Annotated in this window: 21 protein-coding genes; 16 read left to right on the top strand and 5 right to left on the bottom strand. The window is 60.7% G+C overall.

The features are described 5' to 3' along the window. The first annotated feature begins 11 nt into the window (after positions 1-11). The 4 genes from HUS57_RS12385 to HUS57_RS12370 all read left to right on the top strand — a co-directional run bounded on the left by HUS57_RS12385 (position 12) and on the right by HUS57_RS12370 (position 3752). Positions 12-884: a F0F1 ATP synthase subunit gamma gene (locus HUS57_RS12385; protein ID WP_173934198.1), complete on the top strand. Its 873-nt coding sequence runs from the start codon at positions 12-14 to the stop codon at positions 882-884. A gap of 22 nt (positions 885-906) precedes the next feature. Further along, a complete protein-coding gene (atpD, locus tag HUS57_RS12380) occupies positions 907-2490 on the top strand; it encodes a F0F1 ATP synthase subunit beta (protein ID WP_173934197.1) in 1584 nt (527 codons plus the stop codon). A 119-nt stretch (positions 2491-2609) separates the two neighbouring features. Then, on the top strand, positions 2610-3017 hold the full coding sequence (locus HUS57_RS12375; protein WP_173934195.1) for a F0F1 ATP synthase subunit epsilon: 408 nt from the start codon (positions 2610-2612) through the stop codon (positions 3015-3017). 216 nt (positions 3018-3233) lie between these two features. After that, positions 3234-3752, top strand: a complete 519-nt coding sequence (locus HUS57_RS12370; protein WP_173934193.1) for a superoxide dismutase family protein — start codon at positions 3234-3236, stop codon at positions 3750-3752. Between the two features lie 18 nt (positions 3753-3770). Here HUS57_RS12370 and HUS57_RS12365 read toward each other — a convergent pair whose 3' ends face one another. Further along, complete coding sequence (locus tag HUS57_RS12365; protein WP_173934190.1) at positions 3771-4076, bottom strand: hypothetical protein; 306 nt, start codon at positions 4074-4076, stop codon at positions 3771-3773. Positions 4077-4161: 85 nt separating this feature from the next. Further along, positions 4162-4524 carry a hypothetical protein gene (locus tag HUS57_RS12360; RefSeq protein ID WP_173934188.1) on the bottom strand — a complete coding sequence of 121 codons (363 nt, stop codon included), beginning with the start codon at positions 4522-4524 and terminating at the stop codon, positions 4162-4164. A 148-nt stretch (positions 4525-4672) separates the two neighbouring features. On the opposite strand from HUS57_RS12360, the gene HUS57_RS12355 reads away from it, so the two are divergent. From HUS57_RS12355 to HUS57_RS12325, 7 genes are all read left to right on the top strand, one after another. Further along, the gene (locus tag HUS57_RS12355; protein WP_173934186.1) at positions 4673-5134 is read left to right on the top strand and encodes a GNAT family N-acetyltransferase; all 462 of its coding nucleotides are present in this window, start codon (positions 4673-4675) and stop codon (positions 5132-5134) included. 174 nt (positions 5135-5308) lie between these two features. Beyond that, on the top strand, positions 5309-5716 hold the full coding sequence (gene sdhC / locus HUS57_RS12350) for a succinate dehydrogenase, cytochrome b556 subunit (RefSeq protein WP_173934184.1): 408 nt from the start codon (positions 5309-5311) through the stop codon (positions 5714-5716). Beyond that, positions 5716-6099: a succinate dehydrogenase, hydrophobic membrane anchor protein gene (sdhD, locus tag HUS57_RS12345; RefSeq protein ID WP_173934182.1), complete on the top strand. Its 384-nt coding sequence runs from the start codon at positions 5716-5718 to the stop codon at positions 6097-6099. The genes sdhC and sdhD overlap by 1 nt, the downstream gene beginning before the upstream one ends. A gap of 7 nt (positions 6100-6106) precedes the next feature. After that, entirely contained in the window at positions 6107-7942 is a 1836-nt protein-coding gene (gene sdhA, locus HUS57_RS12340; RefSeq protein ID WP_173934180.1) for a succinate dehydrogenase flavoprotein subunit, read from the top strand. A gap of 15 nt (positions 7943-7957) precedes the next feature. Further along, the gene (locus HUS57_RS12335) at positions 7958-8737 is read left to right on the top strand and encodes a succinate dehydrogenase iron-sulfur subunit (protein ID WP_173934178.1); all 780 of its coding nucleotides are present in this window, start codon (positions 7958-7960) and stop codon (positions 8735-8737) included. Between the two features lie 92 nt (positions 8738-8829). Further along, positions 8830-9471 carry a peptide-methionine (S)-S-oxide reductase MsrA gene (msrA, locus tag HUS57_RS12330; protein WP_173934176.1) on the top strand — a complete coding sequence of 214 codons (642 nt, stop codon included), beginning with the start codon at positions 8830-8832 and terminating at the stop codon, positions 9469-9471. Positions 9472-9595: 124 nt separating this feature from the next. Continuing rightward, a protein-coding gene (locus HUS57_RS12325; RefSeq protein ID WP_173934174.1) for an IS630 family transposase occupies positions 9596-10542 on the top strand; the annotation gives its coding sequence in 2 pieces (ribosomal slippage) (positions 9596-9935 and positions 9935-10542; 948 coding nt in all). Positions 10543-10601: 59 nt separating this feature from the next. Here the strand turns inward: HUS57_RS12325 and HUS57_RS12320 are convergent. The 3 genes from HUS57_RS12320 to HUS57_RS12310 all read right to left on the bottom strand — a co-directional run bounded on the left by HUS57_RS12320 (position 10602) and on the right by HUS57_RS12310 (position 13658). After that, entirely contained in the window at positions 10602-11753 is a 1152-nt protein-coding gene (locus HUS57_RS12320) for a Glu/Leu/Phe/Val dehydrogenase (RefSeq protein WP_173934172.1), read from the bottom strand. Positions 11754-11936: 183 nt separating this feature from the next. Continuing rightward, complete coding sequence (locus HUS57_RS12315) at positions 11937-12377, bottom strand: OsmC family protein (RefSeq protein ID WP_173934170.1); 441 nt, start codon at positions 12375-12377, stop codon at positions 11937-11939. A 33-nt stretch (positions 12378-12410) separates the two neighbouring features. Beyond that, on the bottom strand, positions 12411-13658 hold the full coding sequence (locus HUS57_RS12310) for a ubiquinone biosynthesis hydroxylase (protein ID WP_173934168.1): 1248 nt from the start codon (positions 13656-13658) through the stop codon (positions 12411-12413). 92 nt (positions 13659-13750) lie between these two features. Between HUS57_RS12310 and tesB the strand changes: the two genes are divergently transcribed. The 5 genes from tesB (at position 13751) to HUS57_RS12285 (ending at position 19605) form a co-directional block, all read left to right on the top strand. After that, complete coding sequence (gene tesB / locus HUS57_RS12305) at positions 13751-14611, top strand: acyl-CoA thioesterase II (RefSeq protein WP_173934166.1); 861 nt, start codon at positions 13751-13753, stop codon at positions 14609-14611. Positions 14612-15111: 500 nt separating this feature from the next. Next, a complete protein-coding gene (locus HUS57_RS12300; RefSeq protein ID WP_173934164.1) occupies positions 15112-17598 on the top strand; it encodes a DNA translocase FtsK in 2487 nt (828 codons plus the stop codon). 158 nt (positions 17599-17756) lie between these two features. Then, the gene (locus tag HUS57_RS12295) at positions 17757-18347 is read left to right on the top strand and encodes an outer membrane lipoprotein carrier protein LolA (RefSeq protein ID WP_246727929.1); all 591 of its coding nucleotides are present in this window, start codon (positions 17757-17759) and stop codon (positions 18345-18347) included. Positions 18348-18455: 108 nt separating this feature from the next. After that, positions 18456-19256 (top strand): exodeoxyribonuclease III, encoded by an 801-nt coding sequence (locus HUS57_RS12290; protein ID WP_173934160.1) that lies wholly within the window; start codon positions 18456-18458, stop codon positions 19254-19256. A gap of 16 nt (positions 19257-19272) precedes the next feature. Next, the gene (locus HUS57_RS12285) at positions 19273-19605 is read left to right on the top strand and encodes a DUF167 family protein (protein WP_173934159.1); all 333 of its coding nucleotides are present in this window, start codon (positions 19273-19275) and stop codon (positions 19603-19605) included. Positions 19606-19783 lie beyond the last annotated feature (178 nt).

Here is a 19783-nt window from a genome sequence, read left to right as displayed (position 1 = left end):
GGTCGGTAAGCATGGCTTCGCTTAAGGACCTTCGCAACCGGATCGCCTCCGTCAAGGCGACGCAGAAGATTACCAAGGCGATGCAGATGGTCGCTGCGGCGAAGCTGCGTCGTGCCCAGGAGGCGGCTGAGGCCGCCCGGCCTTATGCCGAGCGTATGAGCGTGGTGCTAGCCAATGTGGCGGGTTCCATCGCCGGAACGGACGCTCCGCCGCTCATGGCCGGTACGGGCAAGGACGAGGTGCATCTGCTTGTCGTTTGCACGGCCGAGCGGGGACTGTGCGGCAGTTTCAATAGTCAGATCGCCAGGCTCGCGCGGGAGCATGTGCGCGGCCTCCTGGCCGGCGGCAAGAAGGTGAAGATCCTTTGCGTCGGCAAAAAGGGTTATGATATTCTGCGCCGAGACTTTAGCGAGCTCATCATCGACCGAGTCGATCTGCGCGAGGTGAAGCAGCTTGGCTTCTCCAATGCGGACGCCATCGCGAAGAAGGTGATCGGCCTCTTCGAAGAAGGCCAGTTCGACGTCTGCACGCTGTTCTATTCGCGTTTCCAGTCGGTGATCAGCCAGGTTCCGACCGCGCAGCAGATCATCCCGGCGTCCGTGCCCGAGGCGGAAGCGGAGAGCGGCGGTGCAGTCTATGAGTATGAGCCGGACGCGGCTTCGATCCTGGCCGATCTCATTCCCCGCAATATCACCGTGCAAATATTCCGCGCGCTTCTGGAGAACGCGGCAGGTGAGATGGGCGCCAAGATGACGGCGATGGACAATGCCACGCGCAATGCGGGCGAAATGATCGACAAGCTTACGATCACGTATAACCGTCAGCGTCAGGCGCAGATCACCAAGGAACTGATCGAAATCATTTCGGGCGCGGAAGCGCTCTAACGGACCGAAGAAGGGTAGAAGAATGGCGAAAGCAGCGACCCCCAAAAGGGCCCCGGCAGGCGAGGCCAAAAGCAAGGCGGCGGCCAAGCCCGCCGCAGCAAAGGCTGCCGCTAAAGCCCCCGCCCGGTCTGCCGCGGCTAAGACTACGGCGCGTGCGGCGAAGACTGCCGCCTCGCCCGCGGTGGCCAGCGGAGCTACCGGCATCATCCGGCAGGTTATCGGCGCCGTTGTCGACGTCCAGTTTCAGGATCACCTTCCAGCCATCCTGAACGCACTGGAGACGGACAACCGAGGCATGCGCCTTGTGCTCGAAGTGGCGCAGCACCTTGGTGAGAACACGGTGCGCTGCATTGCGATGGACTCGACCGAAGGTCTCGTCCGCGGCCAGACCGTTGTCGATACGGGAGCGCCTATTTCAGTGCCGGTCGGACCGGAGATGCTTGGACGCATCATAAACGTGATCGGTGAGCCGATCGACGAAGCCGGCCCCGTCATGGCCGCCGAGACGCGCGCCATTCACCAGCCGGCGCCCGAGTACACCGAGCAGTCGACCGAATCTGAAATCCTGGTCACGGGCATCAAGGTGCTCGACCTCCTCGCCCCCTACGCCAAGGGTGGTAAGATCGGCCTGTTCGGCGGCGCTGGCGTCGGCAAGACCGTGCTGATCCAGGAGCTGATTAACAACGTCGCAAAGGCTCATGGTGGCTATTCGGTGTTCGCCGGCGTTGGAGAGCGCACCCGTGAGGGCAATGACCTTTACCATGAATTCATCGAGTCCGGCGTGAACAAGGCCGGTGGCGGCGAAGGCTCCAAGGCCGCTCTTGTCTACGGCCAGATGAACGAGCCGCCCGGCGCCCGTGCGCGTGTCGGCCTCACCGGCCTGACGGTTGCCGAATACTTCCGCGACCAGGGTCAGGACGTTCTTTTCTTCGTCGACAACATCTTCCGCTTTACGCAGGCGGGTTCGGAAGTGTCGGCGCTTCTCGGCCGCATTCCCTCCGCGGTTGGCTACCAGCCGACACTGGCGACGGATATGGGTGCCCTGCAAGAGCGCATCACCACCACGACCAAGGGCTCGATCACCTCGGTGCAGGCCATCTACGTGCCTGCAGACGACCTGACTGACCCGGCGCCGGCCACCTCGTTTGCCCACCTCGACGCGACGACAGTGCTGTCGCGCGCGATTTCCGAGAAGGGCATTTACCCGGCCGTGGACCCGCTCGATTCCACTTCGCGCATGCTCGACCCGATGATCGTCGGCGAAGAGCATTACAAGGTGGCTCGTGACGTCCAGCAGACGCTGCAGCGGTACAAGGCTTTGCAGGACATTATCGCGATTCTTGGCATGGACGAGCTGTCAGAAGAGGACAAGCTTACCGTTGCCCGCGCTCGCAAGATCGAGCGCTTCCTGTCACAGCCTTTCTTCGTGGCGGAAGTCTTCACTGGCGCGCCTGGCAAGCTGGTGGACCTTGAGGACACGATCAAGGGCTTCAAGGGACTGGTCAATGGCGATTACGACCACCTGCCCGAGGCAGCGTTCTACATGGTCGGCACCATTGAGGACGCTATCGAGAAGGCCGAGCGCCTGGCTGCGGAAGCAGCCTGACGCTCTGGCAACCGGCAAATTGTGAATGGGTGACAGGAGGTGCGGATAGAGAACGGGATCGATGAGGGTCATATTTCCGGCCGCTCACCATTCACCCTTCACTATTCACCGATTTGACCATGGCAAAAGCATTCAAGTTCGAACTGGTATCCCCTGAACGGCTCCTCCTGTCCGAAGAGGTGGTCGAAGTCGTCATTTCCGGGACGGAAGGCGAGATGACGGTGATGGCGGATCACGCACCTACGATGACCAGCATCAAGCCGGGCATCATCACCGCCGTCAGGCCCGGCGGCGAACGCGAGCAGTTCGTCGTCTTCGGCGGGTTCGCCGACATAACGCCGGAAGGTTGCCGGCTGCTTGCCGAATCGGCCACGCGCGTTGCTGATCTCGACCGGAACGACCTTCTGCGGCGCATCGAGGCCGTTCGTGCCGAGATCGAAGGCGCCAGAGACCATGAGACGCGATCCCGAGCCGAAGAGTTCCTCGGACAGCTCACAACGCTTGAAGGCACCCTCCTGCCTGCATAGCCGATCCGGCCGAGGCACACTCGCAACGACTGGACATGAGAAGGGGGCCCACAGGGCTCCTTTTTTGTGCGCGCAGCTCTTCCGCTGTCGGCGGTGGCACCGCAAAGGCGTTCCTTTCGGGAGTGATGAAACAAAACCGCGAAGCGGCCTGTTTGCATGGAAAGGCAAGCCTTGCCATCCGGCATGGGCCCTGGAGGTGCAAAGGGAGAGATCAGCATGAGACTGACTGCAATGACCGTACTGGCGGCGGCAATTTCGCTTTCTGCCGCCCACGCCCAGGAGCAGGAGGCGACCGCGACCATGATCGACGCCGAAGGCAATGAGATTGGAACCGTGACATTCATGGAAACGGCTTCCGGTATGCTTCATGTGATGGCGGAGATGACCGACCTGCCCCCGGGACCGCACGGCTTCCACGTCCATGAGACAGGCGAATGTGACGCTGAAGGCGGATTTGAGTCAGCAGGCGGCCACTATGCGGGCGACCGGAACCACGGCGTACACGACGCAGAAGGTCCGCATCCCGGCGATTTCCCTAATGTGCATGTCGGGCAGGACGGCATTCTCAAGGCGGAATTCTTCCATGGTGATCTTTCGCTGTCCGATGGCGACAATCCGCTTCTGGATGACGATGGATCAGCCGTCCTCGTTCACAGTTCGCCAGACGACTATCGCAGCCAGCCCTCAGGCCAGGCAGGTGACCGCATCGCCTGTGGCGTCATCGAGTCTAGGTAATACCGAGGGCTTGGGAGCTTAAGGCCGACGCACGAATTCATGGAACTCCTCGCGCCGGCCTGGCACCTCTTCCTCCACCACAAGTGCAAGCTGCCGTTCCTCGAATATGCGAAACCATTCATCCCATTCGAGGATCTCCACCTGGCCGATCGCGTCCCACCCTTCGTCCTGGTCCTGATAGGCCTGCTGGCCGAAAGCGAGCCGCAATATCGGTTGTGCATGGCCAGTACCCAGCGCAGGCTCGCTCAGGGCCGGTTGACCGGCGCGCGCTTCAACCCACTCACGGATCTCCTGGTGGTCTGTCAGCATTCTTGTCTTGGCCATTGGAAGCTCCTCAAAGACGGATGCTCCCAAACGCAAGGGAGAACGGGGCAGTTCCCTTCAGCTCCAGGCCAGACAGCAGCGGGCCTCAGCGGCAGGCTACGGTCGGTACCGGCACGACATTGTCAGGCAAGCCATACATGTAGCTGCGCCCGTGAAGAAGCGCGCCATAACGGCACGTCCGCCGTTTGCGAAGGTAGACGCCATCGCGCCCTTCCTCCAGATAGACTACCTTGGGCTCCCGCTTCGAATGCTTAGCAAGATCCTCGGCCAGATATCCCTTGCCAACAACTATGCGTTTGTAGCCCGCAGGACTCCTGATCACCAGGTTGCCGAAGCTATCGGCATGAACCTCCTCGCCCGGGCTACCGGCGGTCGCGGGCATCGCCGCAGCCAGAAGCGCCAGCACAAGCCCGAACCCAGCCGGGAAAAACTGATTGCATGAAGGCATGGAGCAATGCTCCTTCTTGTCGCTACCTTTCCACGTATCAGATTAACCCTTTCTTAACCTTTGTCACCCTGCTGTCTCTTCGGGTTCAAAAGCGTTTAATATGCGGGCATCTTCATCGAAGGAGCCTGCAGGCGAAAAGGTCCGACGCATGAGCGAGAATCACAACATCGACATTGCACCTTTACGTCTCAAGGATGCGCACGTTCTGGCGCCGCTGCTCGCCGCCTATACGCAATCCCTAAAGCGTGGTGCGCCACGACGGCCGGACGAGTTCTATGCCGAAACTCTGCTGCAGGATCGGGTAGTGGAAATCGTTGGCGCTCGCATCGATGGCGAGCTGGTCGGCTTTGCGATCTTCTATGACCTGCCCGAACCGCCATCCGGCCTTCGCTACGGGCTCATGGAGCATATTTACGTCCATCACCGGCATCGCGGCAAAGGCATCGCCAGGGCGCTGATCGACCTCGTGGCCGAACAGGCGGAGGAGCGGGGTTGGTCGCAACTGGTCCTCAGCGCGCCGCGGCAGCCCGTGGAAGGGCGAAGGTTGTATGAGGGCATTGCTGTTCCCGCCGACTGGACAAATCATGTCATTCGCTTCGACCGTGGCTGACGTTTAAGTACACGCGCGCCTGTTCAATCGATTCAAACGCTTCTGCGCCATGTTGTGGCTTTGACGCACTGCAAAAAGCGGATTAAAAGCCCACTGCCAGGGCTTGGGCGAGCGGGAAAAAGCACCGCAGACAACTTGCCTTCATGTGCCTGCTGGTAAGGAGACGGGGAAGCCATGAGCAAAATCACAGCCACCCAATCGAGGCCATTGTCGCCTCACTTGCAGATTTACCGCTTTACCCCGACCATGGCGATGTCCGTCGCCCACCGTATCACCGGGGCGGCGCTTTATTTCGGGCCACTCCTTTTCGCGTTGTGGCTTCTTGCAGCGGCCACGTCAGCGGAGTGGTTCGACTTCGTGAGCGGGCTGTTCGGCTCGTTCCTGGGCCGGCTCGTTCTGTTCGGATACAGCTGGGCGCTGCTGCATCACATGCTGGGCGGCATCCGCCACCTCATCTGGGATACCGGCCGCGGTTTGGAAAGGGACACGTCCACCCGGCTGGCAAAGGCGACACTGATCGGTTCCATCACGCTCACTGTCATCGTCTGGGTGGTGGGCTACGCTCTCCGGGGAGGATTTTGATGGCTGACATGCGTACCCCTCTGAATCGCGTCCGTGGTCTGGGGGCCGCTCGCGGTGGGACGGAGCATTTCTGGCGGCAGCGGTTGACCGCTGTTTCCAACCTGCCGCTCATCCTCTTCTTCATGGGCTTTGTCATGGCTTATAGCGGCGCCCCCTTTGAGGAGGTCCGCGCCGCAATCGCCAGCCCGGTGGTGGCGTTGCTCATAGGCTTTGCCTTCGTGTCGGTGCTCTATCACATGCGGCTCGGAATGCAGGTCATCATCGAGGATTATGTGCATGACCAGGGCTGGAAGGTAGCTCTGATTATCCTCAACACCTTCTTTCCCATCGTCGTTGGCGCAATCGCGCTCCTTTCCCTTCTCAAGATCGTTTTCGGAGCCTGAATTATAGATGGCTGAGGCAAGTGCGAGGAAGGCCGGTCCGGCCTATGAATATGTCGATCATGCCTTTGACGTGGTCGTCGTGGGCGCGGGCGGCGCTGGCCTGCGGGCGACGCTGGGAATGGCCGAGCAGGGCCTGAAGACGGCCTGCATCACCAAGGTCTTTCCCACCCGTTCGCACACCGTCGCTGCCCAGGGTGGCATCGCCGCATCGCTGCAGAATATGGGGCCGGACCACTGGCAATGGCACCTTTATGATACGGTGAAGGGCTCGGACTGGCTGGGCGACGTGGATGCGATGGAATATCTCGCCCGCGAAGCACCGGCCGCCGTCTACGAGCTGGAGCACTATGGCGTGCCCTTCTCCCGCACCGAGGACGGCCGGATCTACCAGCGTCCCTTCGGCGGCCACATGCAGAATTTCGGTGAGGGGCCGCCCGTTCAGCGAACCTGCGCGGCGGCAGACCGCACGGGTCATGCGATCCTTCACACGCTTTACGGCCAATCCGTCAAGAATCACGCGCAATTCTTCATCGAGTATTTTGCCCTCGACCTCATTATGTCTGATGACGGCGTCTGCACGGGCGTGGTTGCGTGGAACCTTGAGGACGGAACCATTCACCGCTTTTCGGCAAAGATGGTCGTCCTGGCCACCGGCGGCTATGGCCGGGCCTATTTCTCATGCACCTCCGCCCATACGTGCACCGGTGACGGCAATGGCATGGTCGCGCGGGCAGGGCTGCCTCTTCAGGATATGGAATTCGTGCAGTTCCACCCGACAGGCATTTACGGCGCCGGCTGCCTGATCACCGAAGGCGTGCGTGGAGAGGGCGGATACCTCGTCAACTCCGAAGGCGAGCGCTTCATGGAGCGCTACGCTCCCTCTGCGAAGGATCTTGCCTCCCGGGACGTGGTATCGCGGTGCATGACCATCGAGATCCGTGAAGGGCGCGGCGTTGGGCGCAACAAGGACCATATCTACCTGCACCTTGATCATCTCGACCCGGCTGTCATCCACGAGCGCCTGCCGGGCATCGCCGAATCGGCGAGAATATTCGCCGGCGTGGATGTTACGCGTGAGCCGATCCCGGTGCTGCCGACCGTCCACTACAATATGGGCGGCATTCCCACCAACTACTGGGGGGAGGTGCTGAACCCCACCATTGGCGATCCCGATGCTGTGGCCCCCGGCCTGATGGCTGTCGGGGAAGCCGGCTGCGCCTCGGTCCACGGAGCCAACCGCCTCGGCTCCAACTCGCTCATCGATCTTGTGGTCTTTGGACGGGCCGCCGCTATCCGCGCCGGCAAGGTGGTCGACCGCAACGCCAAGGTTCCACCGATCAATATTGCCGCTTGCGAGAAGATCATGGACCGTTTCGACCGGTTGCGTCACGCCAATGGCAGCACGCCGACCGCGGTTCTTCGCGAGAAAATGCAGCGTGCCATGCAGGAGGATGCGGCGGTCTTCCGTACGCAGGAATCCCTTGAGCAGGGTTGCCGGCGCATCTCCGAACTCTGGAAGGAGCTTCCCGATCTCAAGGTTCAGGATCGCTCAATGATCTGGAATTCGGACCTCGTTGAAACGCTGGAGCTGGAAAACCTGATGGTCAATGCCATTACCACGGTTCATTCGGCCGAGGCGCGCAAGGAGAGCCGCGGTGCGCATGCCCGGGAGGACTTCACTGAGCGCGACGACGTCAATTGGCGCAAGCACACATTGTCCTGGGTGGACGAAACCGGAAAGGTTCGTCTCGACTATCGTCCCGTACACACCGAAACGCTCCTGAAAGCGGAGGATGGTGGTATCGATCCGGCAAAAATCGCGCCTCAGGCGCGGGTATATTGATCCAAGGCTATTCCGATGGTCCAAATCACCCTTCCGAAGAACTCGCAGATTAAGCAGGGCAAGGTCTGGCCTAAGCCTGAAGGTGCCACGAACCTGCGTGAATACCGCGTCTACCGTTGGTCGCCGGACGACACGGAGAACCCGCGTGTCGATACTTACTATGTTGATATGGATGATTGCGGGCCGATGGTGCTCGATGCACTCATCTGGATCAAGAACAAGATCGATCCGACGCTTACCTTTCGGCGCTCCTGCCGCGAGGGCATTTGCGGCTCCTGCGCCATGAACATTGACGGCGCCAACACGCTTGCCTGCACGAAGGGCATGGACGAGATCAAGGGCGCGGTAAAGGTCTATCCACTGCCGCACATGCCCGTGGTCAAGGACCTGGTGCCGGATCTTTCCGTGCCTTACGCGCAGCTTTCCTCCATTGAGCCCTGGCTGCACACCGAAACGCCGGAGCCGGCGACGGAATGGCGGCAGAGCCGCGAGGATCGGGCCAAGCTTGACGGTCTCTACGAGTGCATTCTCTGCTTCTGCTGCCAGACCGCCTGCCCCAGCTATTGGTGGAACGGCGAGCGCTATCTCGGCCCTGCCGTGCTGCTCCAGGCATATCGCTGGCTCATCGATTCACGGGACGAAGCCACCGGCGAGCGACTCGACAAGCTGGAGGATCCGTTCCGGCTCTATCGCTGCCATACGATCATGAACTGCACGCAGACCTGTCCCAAGGGCCTGAATCCGGCCAAGGCCATCGCGGAGATCAAGAAGATGATGGTGGAGCGCCGGGTCTGACCGGCGACTGCCTTCTTCACGCAAGCGTGTAGCGGATTGAGTTTTCAGGCAACCCGGCGCGGGATATCGATTCCCGCAAGGGAGGCCGATTCATGACGCGCCGTCTTCTTTTTCTTTCCGCATCGCAGCTTGCATGCGTTCTTCTGTTACTGCATCCGGTGACGGCGGAGGAAAGGACCGCCATCTTTGCCGGCGGATGCTTCTGGTGTGTCGAGGCCGATTTCGACAAGGTGGAGGGGGTTCTGTCCACCGTCTCCGGTTATACCGGTGGCACCACGCAGGAACCTTCCTACCATGACTATGAGGCGGGCGGCCATCGAGAGGCGGTGGAGGTCCGTTTCGACGATGCGCGGGTAACTTACGAAGAGCTGCTCGACGTCTTCTTCCATTCTGTCGATCCCACCGATGACGGCGGCCAGTTCTGCGACAGGGGCCACGGCTATACGACAGCCATCTATGTGCTGGACGAGGTCCAGAGGCAGGCTGCGGAAAGGGCAAAGCAGGCGGCGGAGAAAGAACTGGCACGAGCGGTTGTAACGCCCATCGAACCCGCCTCTACCTTCTGGCCGGCGGAAGACTATCACCAGGATTTTTACATGAGCACAGACCGGGTCTTTTCCCGCTTCGGATACGTCACCAAGGCCAACGCCTATCGGGGCTATCGCGAAGGCTGCGGCCGCGACAGGCGGTTGCAGGAGGTCTGGGGCGAGACGGCACTTCGCGGTTTGAGATAGCCTTCCCACGAACCGCCCGCACTTTTCGCTTAGAGCGGGATGAGATTACGCCGAGTCGCTAGGGGCTATGCAAATCAGATCGAATTTGATTCGAGGTGCTGGCTGGGACAGGAGGCCAGCATGGATGAGCAAGCCCTATTCGATCGATCTTCGGGAACGCGTGGTGAAGGCGGTTGAGAAGGAGGGGATGTCGCGTCGGCAGGCGGCGGCCCGTTTTGGCGTCAGCTACAGCTCGGCGATCGAATGGGTGAAGCGTTATCGCCAGAGCGGCAGCCTGGAACCGGGCCAGATCGGCGGCCATAAGCCGAAGAAGATTTCCGGGGCTTGGCGCGACTGGCTCATTGAGCGCTGCCGTGGCGCGGACTTCACGCTGCGCGGCCTTGTGGCGGAACTGGCCGAGCGCGGCCTGAAGGTCGACTACCGCTCGGTGTGGGAGTTCGTCCACGCCGAAGGGCTCACGCATAAAAAAAGACGCTGATCGCCGCCGAGCAGGATCGGCCCGACGTGGCGCGAAGACGCGCGCAGTGGAAAGCCTATCAGGGCCGCATCGACCCCTCCCGCCTGGTCTTCATCGACGAGACATGGACCAAGACCAACATGGCCCCGCTCAGGGGTTGGGCAGCGCGCGGTGCGCGGCTCAAGGCCAAGGTGCCGCACCGGCGCTGGAAGACCATGACCTTCCTGGCCGCCCTGCGCTGCGACCGCGTCGAGGCCCCCTGGCTCATCGACGGGCCGATCAACGGCGAGCGCTTCCGCCTCTATGTCGAGAAGGTGCTGGTGCCGACGCTCAGGCCCGGCGACATCGTCGTCATGGACAATCTCGGCTCGCACAAGGGCAAGGCCATACGGCGGGCCATCCGCAAGGCCGGTGCCAGGCTCTTCTTTCTGCCGAAATACTCGCCCGATCTGAACCCGATCGAGCAACTCTTCGCAAAGCTCAAACACCTGCTGCGAAAGGCCGAAAGGCGCACCACCGATGCCGTATGCAGCGCTATCGGCCAAATCCTCGACATCGTCACATCAAAGGAATGCGCAAACTATTTCGCCGAGGCCGGATATGACCGGAAATAAAATCATCCCGCTTTAAGACGCACCAGCCCTCAGTTACATCTTGGCCAAAGTTGTCGGGCCTACCGAGGGCCCTGGCGGGTGCGCTCGTCCTTTTCCCGCGCGGCCCTGAGGCGCTCCATGACGATCTCGGCGGCAATATCGTTGGTCGGCCGCCTTTGCCGATCCGAACGAACGAAAATATCCTTCAGGGTCTCCGGAATTTTCCTGACCTTGGCCATGGCTATATCACGATCATAGCCGCCCGGTGCAAACTCCGCAGTGACGTTGATCAGGCCACCAGCATTGATCACGTAATCTGGCGCATAGAGGATATGGCGCTGCATCAACAGGTGCGCGTCTTCGTGCCGGGCAAGCTGGTTGTTGGCCGATCCGGCAATGATCCCGGCCTTAATTGAGGGGATTGCCTCTGCCGAGATGATGCCTCCAAGAGCGCAGGGCGAAAGAATGTCCGCTTCGGCTGCCAGGATCTTGTCAACAGCTACGGCCTCTGCGTCGAAGGCTTCCCGCGCATTTGCCACGCGCGACTCATCGATGTCTGCCACAATAAGATGCGCTCCATGGGCGCGGAGCTTCTTGCAGAGGGAATAACCGACTGAACCCAATCCCTGCACTGCTACGCGCACCCCCTGCAGCGTGGCACTCCCGCGCTGATGGAAGAGGGCAGCTTTGATCCCCAGAAAAACACCTTCGGCGGTTACGGGAGATGGATTGCCGCTGCCGCCCTTTGTAGTGCCGGTCACATTTGGAGCTCTATCGCGCAAAAAGTCTGCGTCAGCGACCGTCAAGCCGACATCCTCCCCGGTAAAGAACTGGCCTTCCAGCGCTGCAAGCATTTCCGCATAGGCACTTAAAAGCGCGGGCGTCTTGTCCTTTTTGGCGTCGGCCATAATCACCGTTTTTCCGCCTCCGAAGGGCACGCCCGCGACGGCAGCCTTGTAAGTCATCCCGTGGGAAAGGCGCAGCGCGTCGGTCAATGCTGCTTCGAAACTCTGATGCGGCCAGATACGTGTACCACCAAGTGCAGGACCCAGACTTGTATCGTGGATCGCGACGATAGCGGTCAGGCCGCGTTCGTCGTCGCGTCCGCACCATATCCGTTCATGTTGATCAAACGCAGGAAGTTCCGCGGCCTCGCCTGTAATGTCCGTAATGGTGAGTGTTGAGCCATCGGAAGGTTGGCGGAGAGTCCGAGACTCGCGAAGATGGAGCATAGCATTTCTCCCGAATAGCCTATCCGTTCCCCAATGTAGGACGACCGCAAGTTTTTTGGTTGCGAAGGAAACGGTTCGCGCGATCTTCCATTGCGCGCATCTGGCAATTTCGTGGCAAAACTATCGCGTGCCAGTCAACCGGGAAAAACGAATTGCGGGACGCCTGTTCGGCGTCCCGACAGGTTAGGCGAAGCTGGCGTCCAATGTGATGTCAATCGCCTTCAGTGCGCCGGAGACGGGGCAAATATCTTTGGCCTTTGTAGCGATTTCCTTGAACTTCGCTTCTTCGAGGCCCGGAACAGTTGCAGCTACCGAAAGCGCGCTGCCCCGAATCTCGAACCCCCCACCCTGCTTCGGCTGCAGGTCAATCTGCGCTTTTACGTCGAGCTTTTCTGCGGGGGTGCCCCCTTCAGCCAGCATATGCGCAAGTTGCATAGCGTAGCATGAGGCATGGGCCGCCGCGATAAGCTCCTCAGGATTCGTACCGGCGCGCCCAGTCTCGTCCTCAAAGCGTGCCTTAAAGCTCAATGGCAGGCTGCTGAAAGCTCCGCTTTGTGTGCTTTCCAGTCGGCCGCTTCCGCTGGTGAGCGAGCCGTTCCAGATCACGTTCGCATAACGCTTCATGCCTTCCTCCTTAAGTTGGCCCATGGGCTTTGGTCAGATCGCTTCTCCCCGGAGCAGGCGCGGGTTACCCGCTGCCAAACCCGAAGCCTGTCTCACAAAGAACTGTTTCATACCGGGCATGCGGTCCACCAGCCCGAGGCCGATGTCGCGTACCGCCCGAAGCGGGCCGAAATCATTGGAAAACAGCCGGTTGAGCACGTCCGTCGTGACGCCCATCTGCACCGTGTCGAAGCGCCGCCATCGCTCGTACCGTTGCAGTACGTCAATTGCGCCAATATCCTCGCCCAGCCTGTCGGCTTCAACGAGAACCTGCGACAGGGCAGCCGCGTCCTTGAAGCCCAGATTGAGTCCCTGTCCCGCAATCGGGTGGATCCGGTGCGCCGCATCACCTGCCAGCGCAAAACGTGGACGAACAAAATCGCGAGCAAGCGTAAGGCCGAGCGGCCAGGCCCGCCGCGGCCCTTCTACCCGGATCTCCCCCAGTTTCAGGCCGAACCGCTGCTCAAGTTCATGCTCGAAGACCACCTCGTCCTCATTCACCAGCCGCTCGGCGTCGGCAGTGCGCTCGTTCCAGACAATCAGGGAGCGATTGCCTTTCAGCGGCAGCGTGGCGAAAGGGCCGGCGGGCAAAAAATGCTCCTCGGCCCGGCCTCCATGGGGACGTTCGTGTGCCACAGTGCAGACGATACCCGATTGCCCGTATTCCCATTGAACGGTGCGGATGCCGGCCATACCGCGCAGCCGCGATTTCACACCATCCGCAGCCACGAGGACACGCGCGCGAAACGTCGTCCCCCCCGAAAGATGTACGATGACGGAGGAGGGCTCGACGTCGAAACCCTCCACTGCGCTACGCTGCATGATTTGAATGCCGAGTTCACCTGCACGCCGGCGCAGCGCGCCCGATAAATGCCGGCTCAGCACCATATGGGCGAAGGGTTCGCCAGGTGTCGCCTCGCCTCCAAAAGTCAGGAAAACCGGCCGCACCGGATCGGAGATGCGCGAATCGGTGATTTCCATCTCGGTTATGGGTTGGGCTTCCGGCTCGATCTCGTCCCAGCAGCCGAGCTGGCGCAGCATCCGTGTTGCCGCAGCGGCCACTGCGACTGCGCGGTTATCCTGCTGCCATGCCTCCTCCGGTGCGGCGTCGACCACGAGCACGTGCATGCCTGGGCGGGCGTGGCGCAGCGAAACGGCAATTGCAAGACCAACATAGCCTGCGCCGGCGATTACCACGTCGAACCGGTCATCTCCGGTGCTGCCAGCCTTGTGCATTGCCATTAACCGGTCTCCTTCGTCTCGGCTGCCGCTTGACTTGGTCGGTGCTCTCCGGTTTGTCGGCTACATCATAAACCGTGATCGGGTGCGCCGTCATGTCGTCCGCCATGCAGGAACTCCTCGACATACTTAACCTCGAACGGCTCGAACACAACCTGTTTCGCGGGCGCAGCCCCCAGGTTGGCTGGCAGCGTGTTTTCGGCGGTCAGGTGATCGGCCAGGCGCTCATTGCCGCTCAGCGGACGGTTTCTGCAGATCGTCACGCTCACTCGCTCCACTGCTACTTCATGCGGCCCGGCGATCCTCTGGTGCCGATAATCTACGAGGTCGACCGCATCCGCGACGGAAACAGCTTTGCTACCCGGCGCGTCGTTGCCATTCAGCATGGTCAGGCGATATTTTCGCTTTCCGCTTCCTTCCAGATCGATGAGGATGGTCTCGATCATCAGATCTCCATGCCTGAAGGCATACCCATGCCCGAAACGCTGCGCCCGCAGCGGGAGTTCCTCGCATCAGAGGTCCTTCCGGAGAATATTCGCCGCTACCTCCAGCGCAGGCGCCCCCTGGAGATCCGCCCTGTACAGGTGGAGCACTATACGACGCGCAACAAGCTGCCACCCGTTCAGCATGTATGGCTGCGCACCGTCGGCAAAGTGCCTGACGATCGCGGCTTGCACGCGGCGGTGCTCGCCTATTTCTCCGACATGACTTTGCTCGACACCGCTACCTTCCCTCACGGCCGCTCGGCCTTCGACCCCAAAATCCAGATGGCAAGCCTCGATCATGCAATGTGGTTCCATAGGTCGTTTTCATTGGATGACTGGCTGCTTTATGCACAGGACAGCCCTGCCAGTCATGGGGCGCGCGGCTTCGCCCGCGGCAGCATCTACACGCGAGATGGATTGCTCATCGCTTCCACTGTCCAAGAGGGACTGATGCGATTGCGCAAAAAATAAGCCAATGCAGAGGCAGCCTATTTCCTTAGCGATCTGGAAGAGGTGCGGTTGCATCCCGGCTCACGTTTTGGCTCGCATCTGGAGAGCCTTGCCGCTTCCCTTGAGCAATCCAAGTGCGAGCTTCGTCGCTCGCTCGCCGGCATCGCCGCTTTTGGGATCTTTGCATTTATCGATTCGGTGGACGGTCCCCGGCTGAACGGCCTAGGTCGGGTTGTAGGACGAGCTTGCCGGCCTGGCTGGGAAAAGTGGGTGCGGAGGCCGATCCTGACTTCGCCGTCACCTCCGCAAATATGGTTTTGCACGCTGTCGGCGCTGCGACGCGCTTATCCTGATTGCGGTTTCGGCGCAAAGAGGTCCGGCCCTCTTCCCGATGACAGGCACGGGTAAGAGCCTGCTTCTCCTTCTCCTGCATGGTTAATGCCGCCTTTACCTTCACCTGCTTAGCTAGCGGGAATTCGGCGTTGCGAGTGCCGTTTGTGTTGTTGGACAGGGAAATGCGTATGAGTTCGGGTTCTTCCGCGCTTTATCCGGTTTACGACGGCGGATTTGGCGTTCGGGCCTTTTTGCGGCGGCAGGCAATGCGGGGGGTGGGGCTCCTGCTGCTGGTATTGGTTTCCTTCTGTCTGACAAGCCTTGCCACCTGGAATGTGGCAGACCCGAGTTTCAGTCACGCCACGGACAATCCTGTCACCAATGTGATGGGTTATCCCGGTGCGATCTATTCCGACATCGCCATGCAGTTCTTCGGCATTGCCGCCGTCGCAAGTCTGGTGCCCGCGGTTTTCTGGGGCATCATTCTGGCCGGCGCGCATGGCCTTGACCGTCCTGGCAGGAGGGCGGCAGCATGGCTGGCCGGGTCCTTACTGGCAGCCGGAGCGGCCGGCTGCATCTCCCCCACCGCTACATGGCCCTTGCCAACCGGCCTTGGTGGCGTCTTCGGCGACATGGTCCTAGCCTTGCCCGCAATGGCAATCGGGGATTATCCCAGCGGCTTGCTGGCCGTTGCAATCGCGCTCCTGCTCCTCGTCCCTTCAGCCTGGCTCCTTCTTTACGGAGCGGCGGTGATCAATCGCGCCAAAAAAGCACCGGCGGCCCAGCCAGAAGACGATTTCGCGGACGATGACGAAGAAGACGACGAAGGCGATGGCCAGACATTCCTCGCGCTCGGCGTTGCCGCTCATTGGTGGCTGTCCTTGAAAGCGTTCTGGCGTCGCCGCTTTCCTGCTCCGGAGGTGGACCTGCCGGATGAATTCGCCCTTGCCGACCCATCCGCCGCTGCCGCTGCCCGCTCTGTTGATGGGCCGGCGCGCATCGAACCCGATTTCGATGCCGCGCTTGACTTCCCCCCTTTCGACGCCTCCGACGCGCCTGCTTCATCCGAGGCTCCGGCAAGGGTGGAAAACCCCGCGCCGCGGCCCGCACCCGGCTCGCGTGTACGCCGAGAGGCACAAACGACCTTCCTCGAATCGGGCGAGTTTCAGCTTCCGTCGCTGCATCTGCTCGCCGAGCCAAAGTCGACTGGGCGCGATCCAGGCCTGTCAAAGGATGCGCTTGAGCAGAATGCCCGGCTTCTTGAAGGCGTTTTGGAAGATTTTGGCGTCAAGGGTGAAATCATCCATGTGCGTCCCGGGCCCGTGGTGACGCTCTACGAGCTGGAGCCCGCACCCGGCATCAAGTCGTCACGAGTCATCGGACTGGCCGACGACATAGCCCGCTCCATGAGCGCGATCGCGGCTCGCGTGGCAGTCGTGCCCGGTCGTAATGCTATCGGCATCGAGTTGCCTAACGCTAAGAGGGAAACCGTTTATCTGCGCGAGCTTCTCGCCAGTCGTGAGTTCGAGACCACCAAGGCCCGGCTGGCACTCTCCCTTGGCAAGACGATCAATGGCGAGGCAGTGATTGCGGATCTTGCCAAGATGCCCCATTTGCTGGTGGCCGGCACCACCGGCTCGGGCAAGTCGGTTGCCATCAACACCATGATCCTTTCTCTGCTTTATCGCATGAGCCCGGATCAGTGCCGACTCATCATGATCGATCCCAAGATGCTGGAGCTTTCTGTCTATGACGGTATCCCGCATCTGCTCACCCCCGTCGTGACCGACCCCAAGAAGGCGGTAGTGGCGCTGAAATGGACCGTGCGGGAAATGGAGGACCGCTATCGCAAGATGTCCAAGGTGGGGGTGCGCAACATAGAGGGGTTCAATCAGCGCGTGATCGCCGCCAAGAAAAAGGGCGATACCATTACGCGAACCGTGCAGACCGGCTTCGACCGGGAGACGGGAGAGGCCATCTATGAAAGCGAGACTCTGGATCTGGAACCGATGCCCTTCATCGTTGTCATCATCGATGAGATGGCCGATCTGATGATGGTGGCGGGCAAGGACATCGAGGGCGCGGTGCAGCGGCTTGCGCAGATGGCCCGCGCCGCAGGGATCCATGTCATCATGGCAACCCAGCGTCCTTCCGTGGATGTGATTACCGGCACGATCAAGGCCAACTTCCCGACGCGCATCTCCTTCCAGGTGACATCGAAGATCGACAGCCGCACCATTCTCGGCGAGCAGGGGGCGGAGCAGCTTCTGGGCATGGGCGACATGCTCTATATGGCAGGCGGTGGCCGCGTTCAGCGCGTTCATGGCCCCTTCGTTTCCGACAACGAAGTGGAACAGATCGTCGCTCATCTGAAGATGCAGGGCACACCGGCCTATCTGGAGGCGGTTACCGAGGACGACGGGGAGGATGGCGATTCTGTTTCAGGCTCCGGCGCCGGCAATCTGGCGGATTCGAACGATCCCTACGACCAGGCGGTTGCGGTAGTGCTGCGGGATGGCAAGGCATCCACGAGCTACATCCAGAGACGCCTTGGCATAGGCTATAATCGCGCGGCGTCCATCATCGAGCGTATGGAGGCGGAAGGCATCGTCGGCCCGGCCAATCACGCTGGCAAGCGCGAAATTCTTGTGCCGACGGAACAGGACGAGGTCTGACGCTATTTCCATGCGGTGAATCAATGCCGGGGCCTAACTTCGGCCCTCTTGCCACCCTATTTGGCAGTCAAGACAATTCTGTTCGGAGAACGAGGAACATGACCAATTTCGCCGGGCGTGCCGGAAATCTCCTTCTTCCCCGCCGTTCCCTGCTGGCCATGGCAGCCATCGCGTTTGGTGCCTTAGCTGCCGGCGGGGCAAGCGGTGCAGCACAGCCGGCCCAGCAGATCGCGAATCATTTTTCCAATGTCCGCACCATGACCGGGGAATTCGTGCAGTTCGGGCCGCGCGGCGAGCAGACCGGTGGCAAGTTCTATCTCGAACGTCCGGGCAAGATACGCTTCGACTATGAAGGGGCAGCCCGCTTTCAGGTCATCTCCGACGGTTCGACGCTTGTGGTGGAGAACAAGAGGCTGAACACGGTAGACATCTACCCGCTGTCGAAGACTCCGCTGAAGCTCCTTCTGGACGAGCGCATCGATCTCGGATCCGCCAATCTGCAAGGCGTACAGCAGGATGAGGATCTAACGACTATCACGCTTGCCGACCGGCAGATGTTCGGGAATGCGACGATCACCATGATGTTCGACGCTCAGTCATACGATCTGCGCCAGTGGACGATCACCGACGCTCAGGGGAAGGACACGACGGTGATGCTGTTCAATGTAGAGGAAGGTGTGCGTTTCGACCCGAGCGTGTTCAGTATAGACTACCGTCGGGTGAACAGCCTGCAGCGCGGCGACAACTGACGCTGGCCCGCGGGAAGCCCCTGCGGCCCCGGGTCACCCCTGCTACTCTTGTCAATCGGCCCGCAGGACGGTCTATTGCGCCTGTCCGTAAGCAGAGCCGAATCCGCAATGCCCTTCAAAATAGCTACCTGGAATATCAACTCCGTCCGCCTGCGCATGCCGCTTGTTCAGCGCTTCCTTGAAGAATATCAGCCCGATGTGCTGTGTCTTCAGGAGACCAAATGCCCTGACGACCAGTTTCCCAGCGCGGCTTTCCGCAAGCTGGGCTACAATTACATCCAGATTCACGGCCAGAAGGGCTATCACGGCGTTGCGACGGTCTCGCGCAGGCCGTTGTCCGTTGTCGAGAAGCGTACCTTCTGCGGGATCGGCGATTGCCGTCACCTTTCGACCGAGATGGAGGTGGGTGGCCGCCGCGTCCTCATTCACAATTTCTACGTTCCGGCAGGCGGCGACGAGCCGGATCCCGAGATCAATCCGAAGTTCCGCCACAAGCTCGATTTTCTCAAGGAAATGCGCGGTATCCGACCCGATCAGACCGCTGACACTGCAACTGTACTGGTCGGGGATCTCAACATCGCGCCGCTTGAAACCGACGTCTGGTCGCACAGGCAGTTGCTTAACGTGGTCAGCCATACCCCCGTGGAAACGGAAGGTCTTGAAAATTTGCGCAGCAACGGTGGCTGGATCGACCTGATGCGGCGCTATATTCCCCCAGAAGAAAAGCTTTTCACCTGGTGGAGCTATCGCGCCAGGGACTGGAGCCTTTCGGACCGTGGACGACGGCTCGACCATATCTGGTCGTCTGCCGATCTTGCGCCATTCCTCACCCGGGTGGAAGTGCTGCGTGCCGCACGCGGATGGGAGCGCCCCTCGGACCACGTGCCAGTCATCGCTGAATTTGGCTGATAGCACGGGATAATCGATGTCAGCGCCCTCTCCCTGGTATCGTCGTACAAAGAACGGGCTGGAAATCTTCGTCCGTCTCACGCCCCGTGCTTCGAAGGACGCCATAGAGGGCGTCAGCGAGGGGGCTGACGAGCAGCGGCACCTGAAAATTCGCGTACGCGCCGTGCCCGAATCGGGCAAGGCAAACCAGGCGCTGGAGAAGCTGATGGCCAAAGCGCTCGGCGTAGCGCAGCGCGACGTAACGGTCGTCGCCGGTAGCACTTCGCGCCTGAAGACGATTGCTGTCACGGGCGATGCAGCAGCATCTTTATCCTTACTCGAAAAGCTGGCGTCTTGGGAAAGGCCGTAGAGCGCGGGCACTGACGCGCAATCCACTGAAAAATCGGGCTAGACTACATCCGGTCTAATGTGGGCACATCCGGCTGTGTTGAAGTAGTTTGCGCATTCGGTGGAGTGAAGAGGTTAAGGATCTGGTGACCGCGTCCCCATAGTGCAGAGATGGTTCTTTTAAGCCTTTGCGCGCAACA

This window comes from Chelativorans sp. Marseille-P2723 (assembly GCF_902809845.1).
In the GTDB taxonomy this organism is placed as follows: Bacteria; Pseudomonadota; Alphaproteobacteria; order Rhizobiales; family Rhizobiaceae; genus Chelativorans.
The sequence above is the reverse complement of the archived record's forward strand: the minus strand, read 5'-3'. Positions and strand labels throughout refer to the sequence as shown.

Coding starts and splice junctions, on each gene's coding strand:
- HUS57_RS12385 (WP_173934198.1), top strand. CDS start 12: ATGGCTTCGCTTAAGGACCTTCGCAACCGGATCGCCTCCGTCAAGGCG.
- atpD (WP_173934197.1), top strand. CDS start 907: ATGGCGAAAGCAGCGACCCCCAAAAGGGCCCCGGCAGGCGAGGCCAAA.
- HUS57_RS12375 (WP_173934195.1), top strand. CDS start 2,610: ATGGCAAAAGCATTCAAGTTCGAACTGGTATCCCCTGAACGGCTCCTC.
- HUS57_RS12370 (WP_173934193.1), top strand. CDS start 3,234: ATGAGACTGACTGCAATGACCGTACTGGCGGCGGCAATTTCGCTTTCT.
- HUS57_RS12365 (WP_173934190.1), bottom strand. CDS start 4,076: ATGGCCAAGACAAGAATGCTGACAGACCACCAGGAGATCCGTGAGTGG.
- HUS57_RS12360 (WP_173934188.1), bottom strand. CDS start 4,524: ATGCCTTCATGCAATCAGTTTTTCCCGGCTGGGTTCGGGCTTGTGCTG.
- HUS57_RS12355 (WP_173934186.1), top strand. CDS start 4,673: ATGAGCGAGAATCACAACATCGACATTGCACCTTTACGTCTCAAGGAT.
- sdhC (WP_173934184.1), top strand. CDS start 5,309: ATGAGCAAAATCACAGCCACCCAATCGAGGCCATTGTCGCCTCACTTG.
- sdhD (WP_173934182.1), top strand. CDS start 5,716: ATGGCTGACATGCGTACCCCTCTGAATCGCGTCCGTGGTCTGGGGGCC.
- sdhA (WP_173934180.1), top strand. CDS start 6,107: ATGGCTGAGGCAAGTGCGAGGAAGGCCGGTCCGGCCTATGAATATGTC.
- HUS57_RS12335 (WP_173934178.1), top strand. CDS start 7,958: ATGGTCCAAATCACCCTTCCGAAGAACTCGCAGATTAAGCAGGGCAAG.
- msrA (WP_173934176.1), top strand. CDS start 8,830: ATGACGCGCCGTCTTCTTTTTCTTTCCGCATCGCAGCTTGCATGCGTT.
- HUS57_RS12320 (WP_173934172.1), bottom strand. CDS start 11,753: ATGCTCCATCTTCGCGAGTCTCGGACTCTCCGCCAACCTTCCGATGGC.
- HUS57_RS12315 (WP_173934170.1), bottom strand. CDS start 12,377: ATGAAGCGTTATGCGAACGTGATCTGGAACGGCTCGCTCACCAGCGGA.
- HUS57_RS12310 (WP_173934168.1), bottom strand. CDS start 13,658: ATGGCAATGCACAAGGCTGGCAGCACCGGAGATGACCGGTTCGACGTG.
- tesB (WP_173934166.1), top strand. CDS start 13,751: ATGTCGTCCGCCATGCAGGAACTCCTCGACATACTTAACCTCGAACGG.
- HUS57_RS12300 (WP_173934164.1), top strand. CDS start 15,112: ATGAGTTCGGGTTCTTCCGCGCTTTATCCGGTTTACGACGGCGGATTT.
- HUS57_RS12295 (WP_246727929.1), top strand. CDS start 17,757: ATGGCAGCCATCGCGTTTGGTGCCTTAGCTGCCGGCGGGGCAAGCGGT.
- HUS57_RS12290 (WP_173934160.1), top strand. CDS start 18,456: ATGCCCTTCAAAATAGCTACCTGGAATATCAACTCCGTCCGCCTGCGC.
- HUS57_RS12285 (WP_173934159.1), top strand. CDS start 19,273: ATGTCAGCGCCCTCTCCCTGGTATCGTCGTACAAAGAACGGGCTGGAA.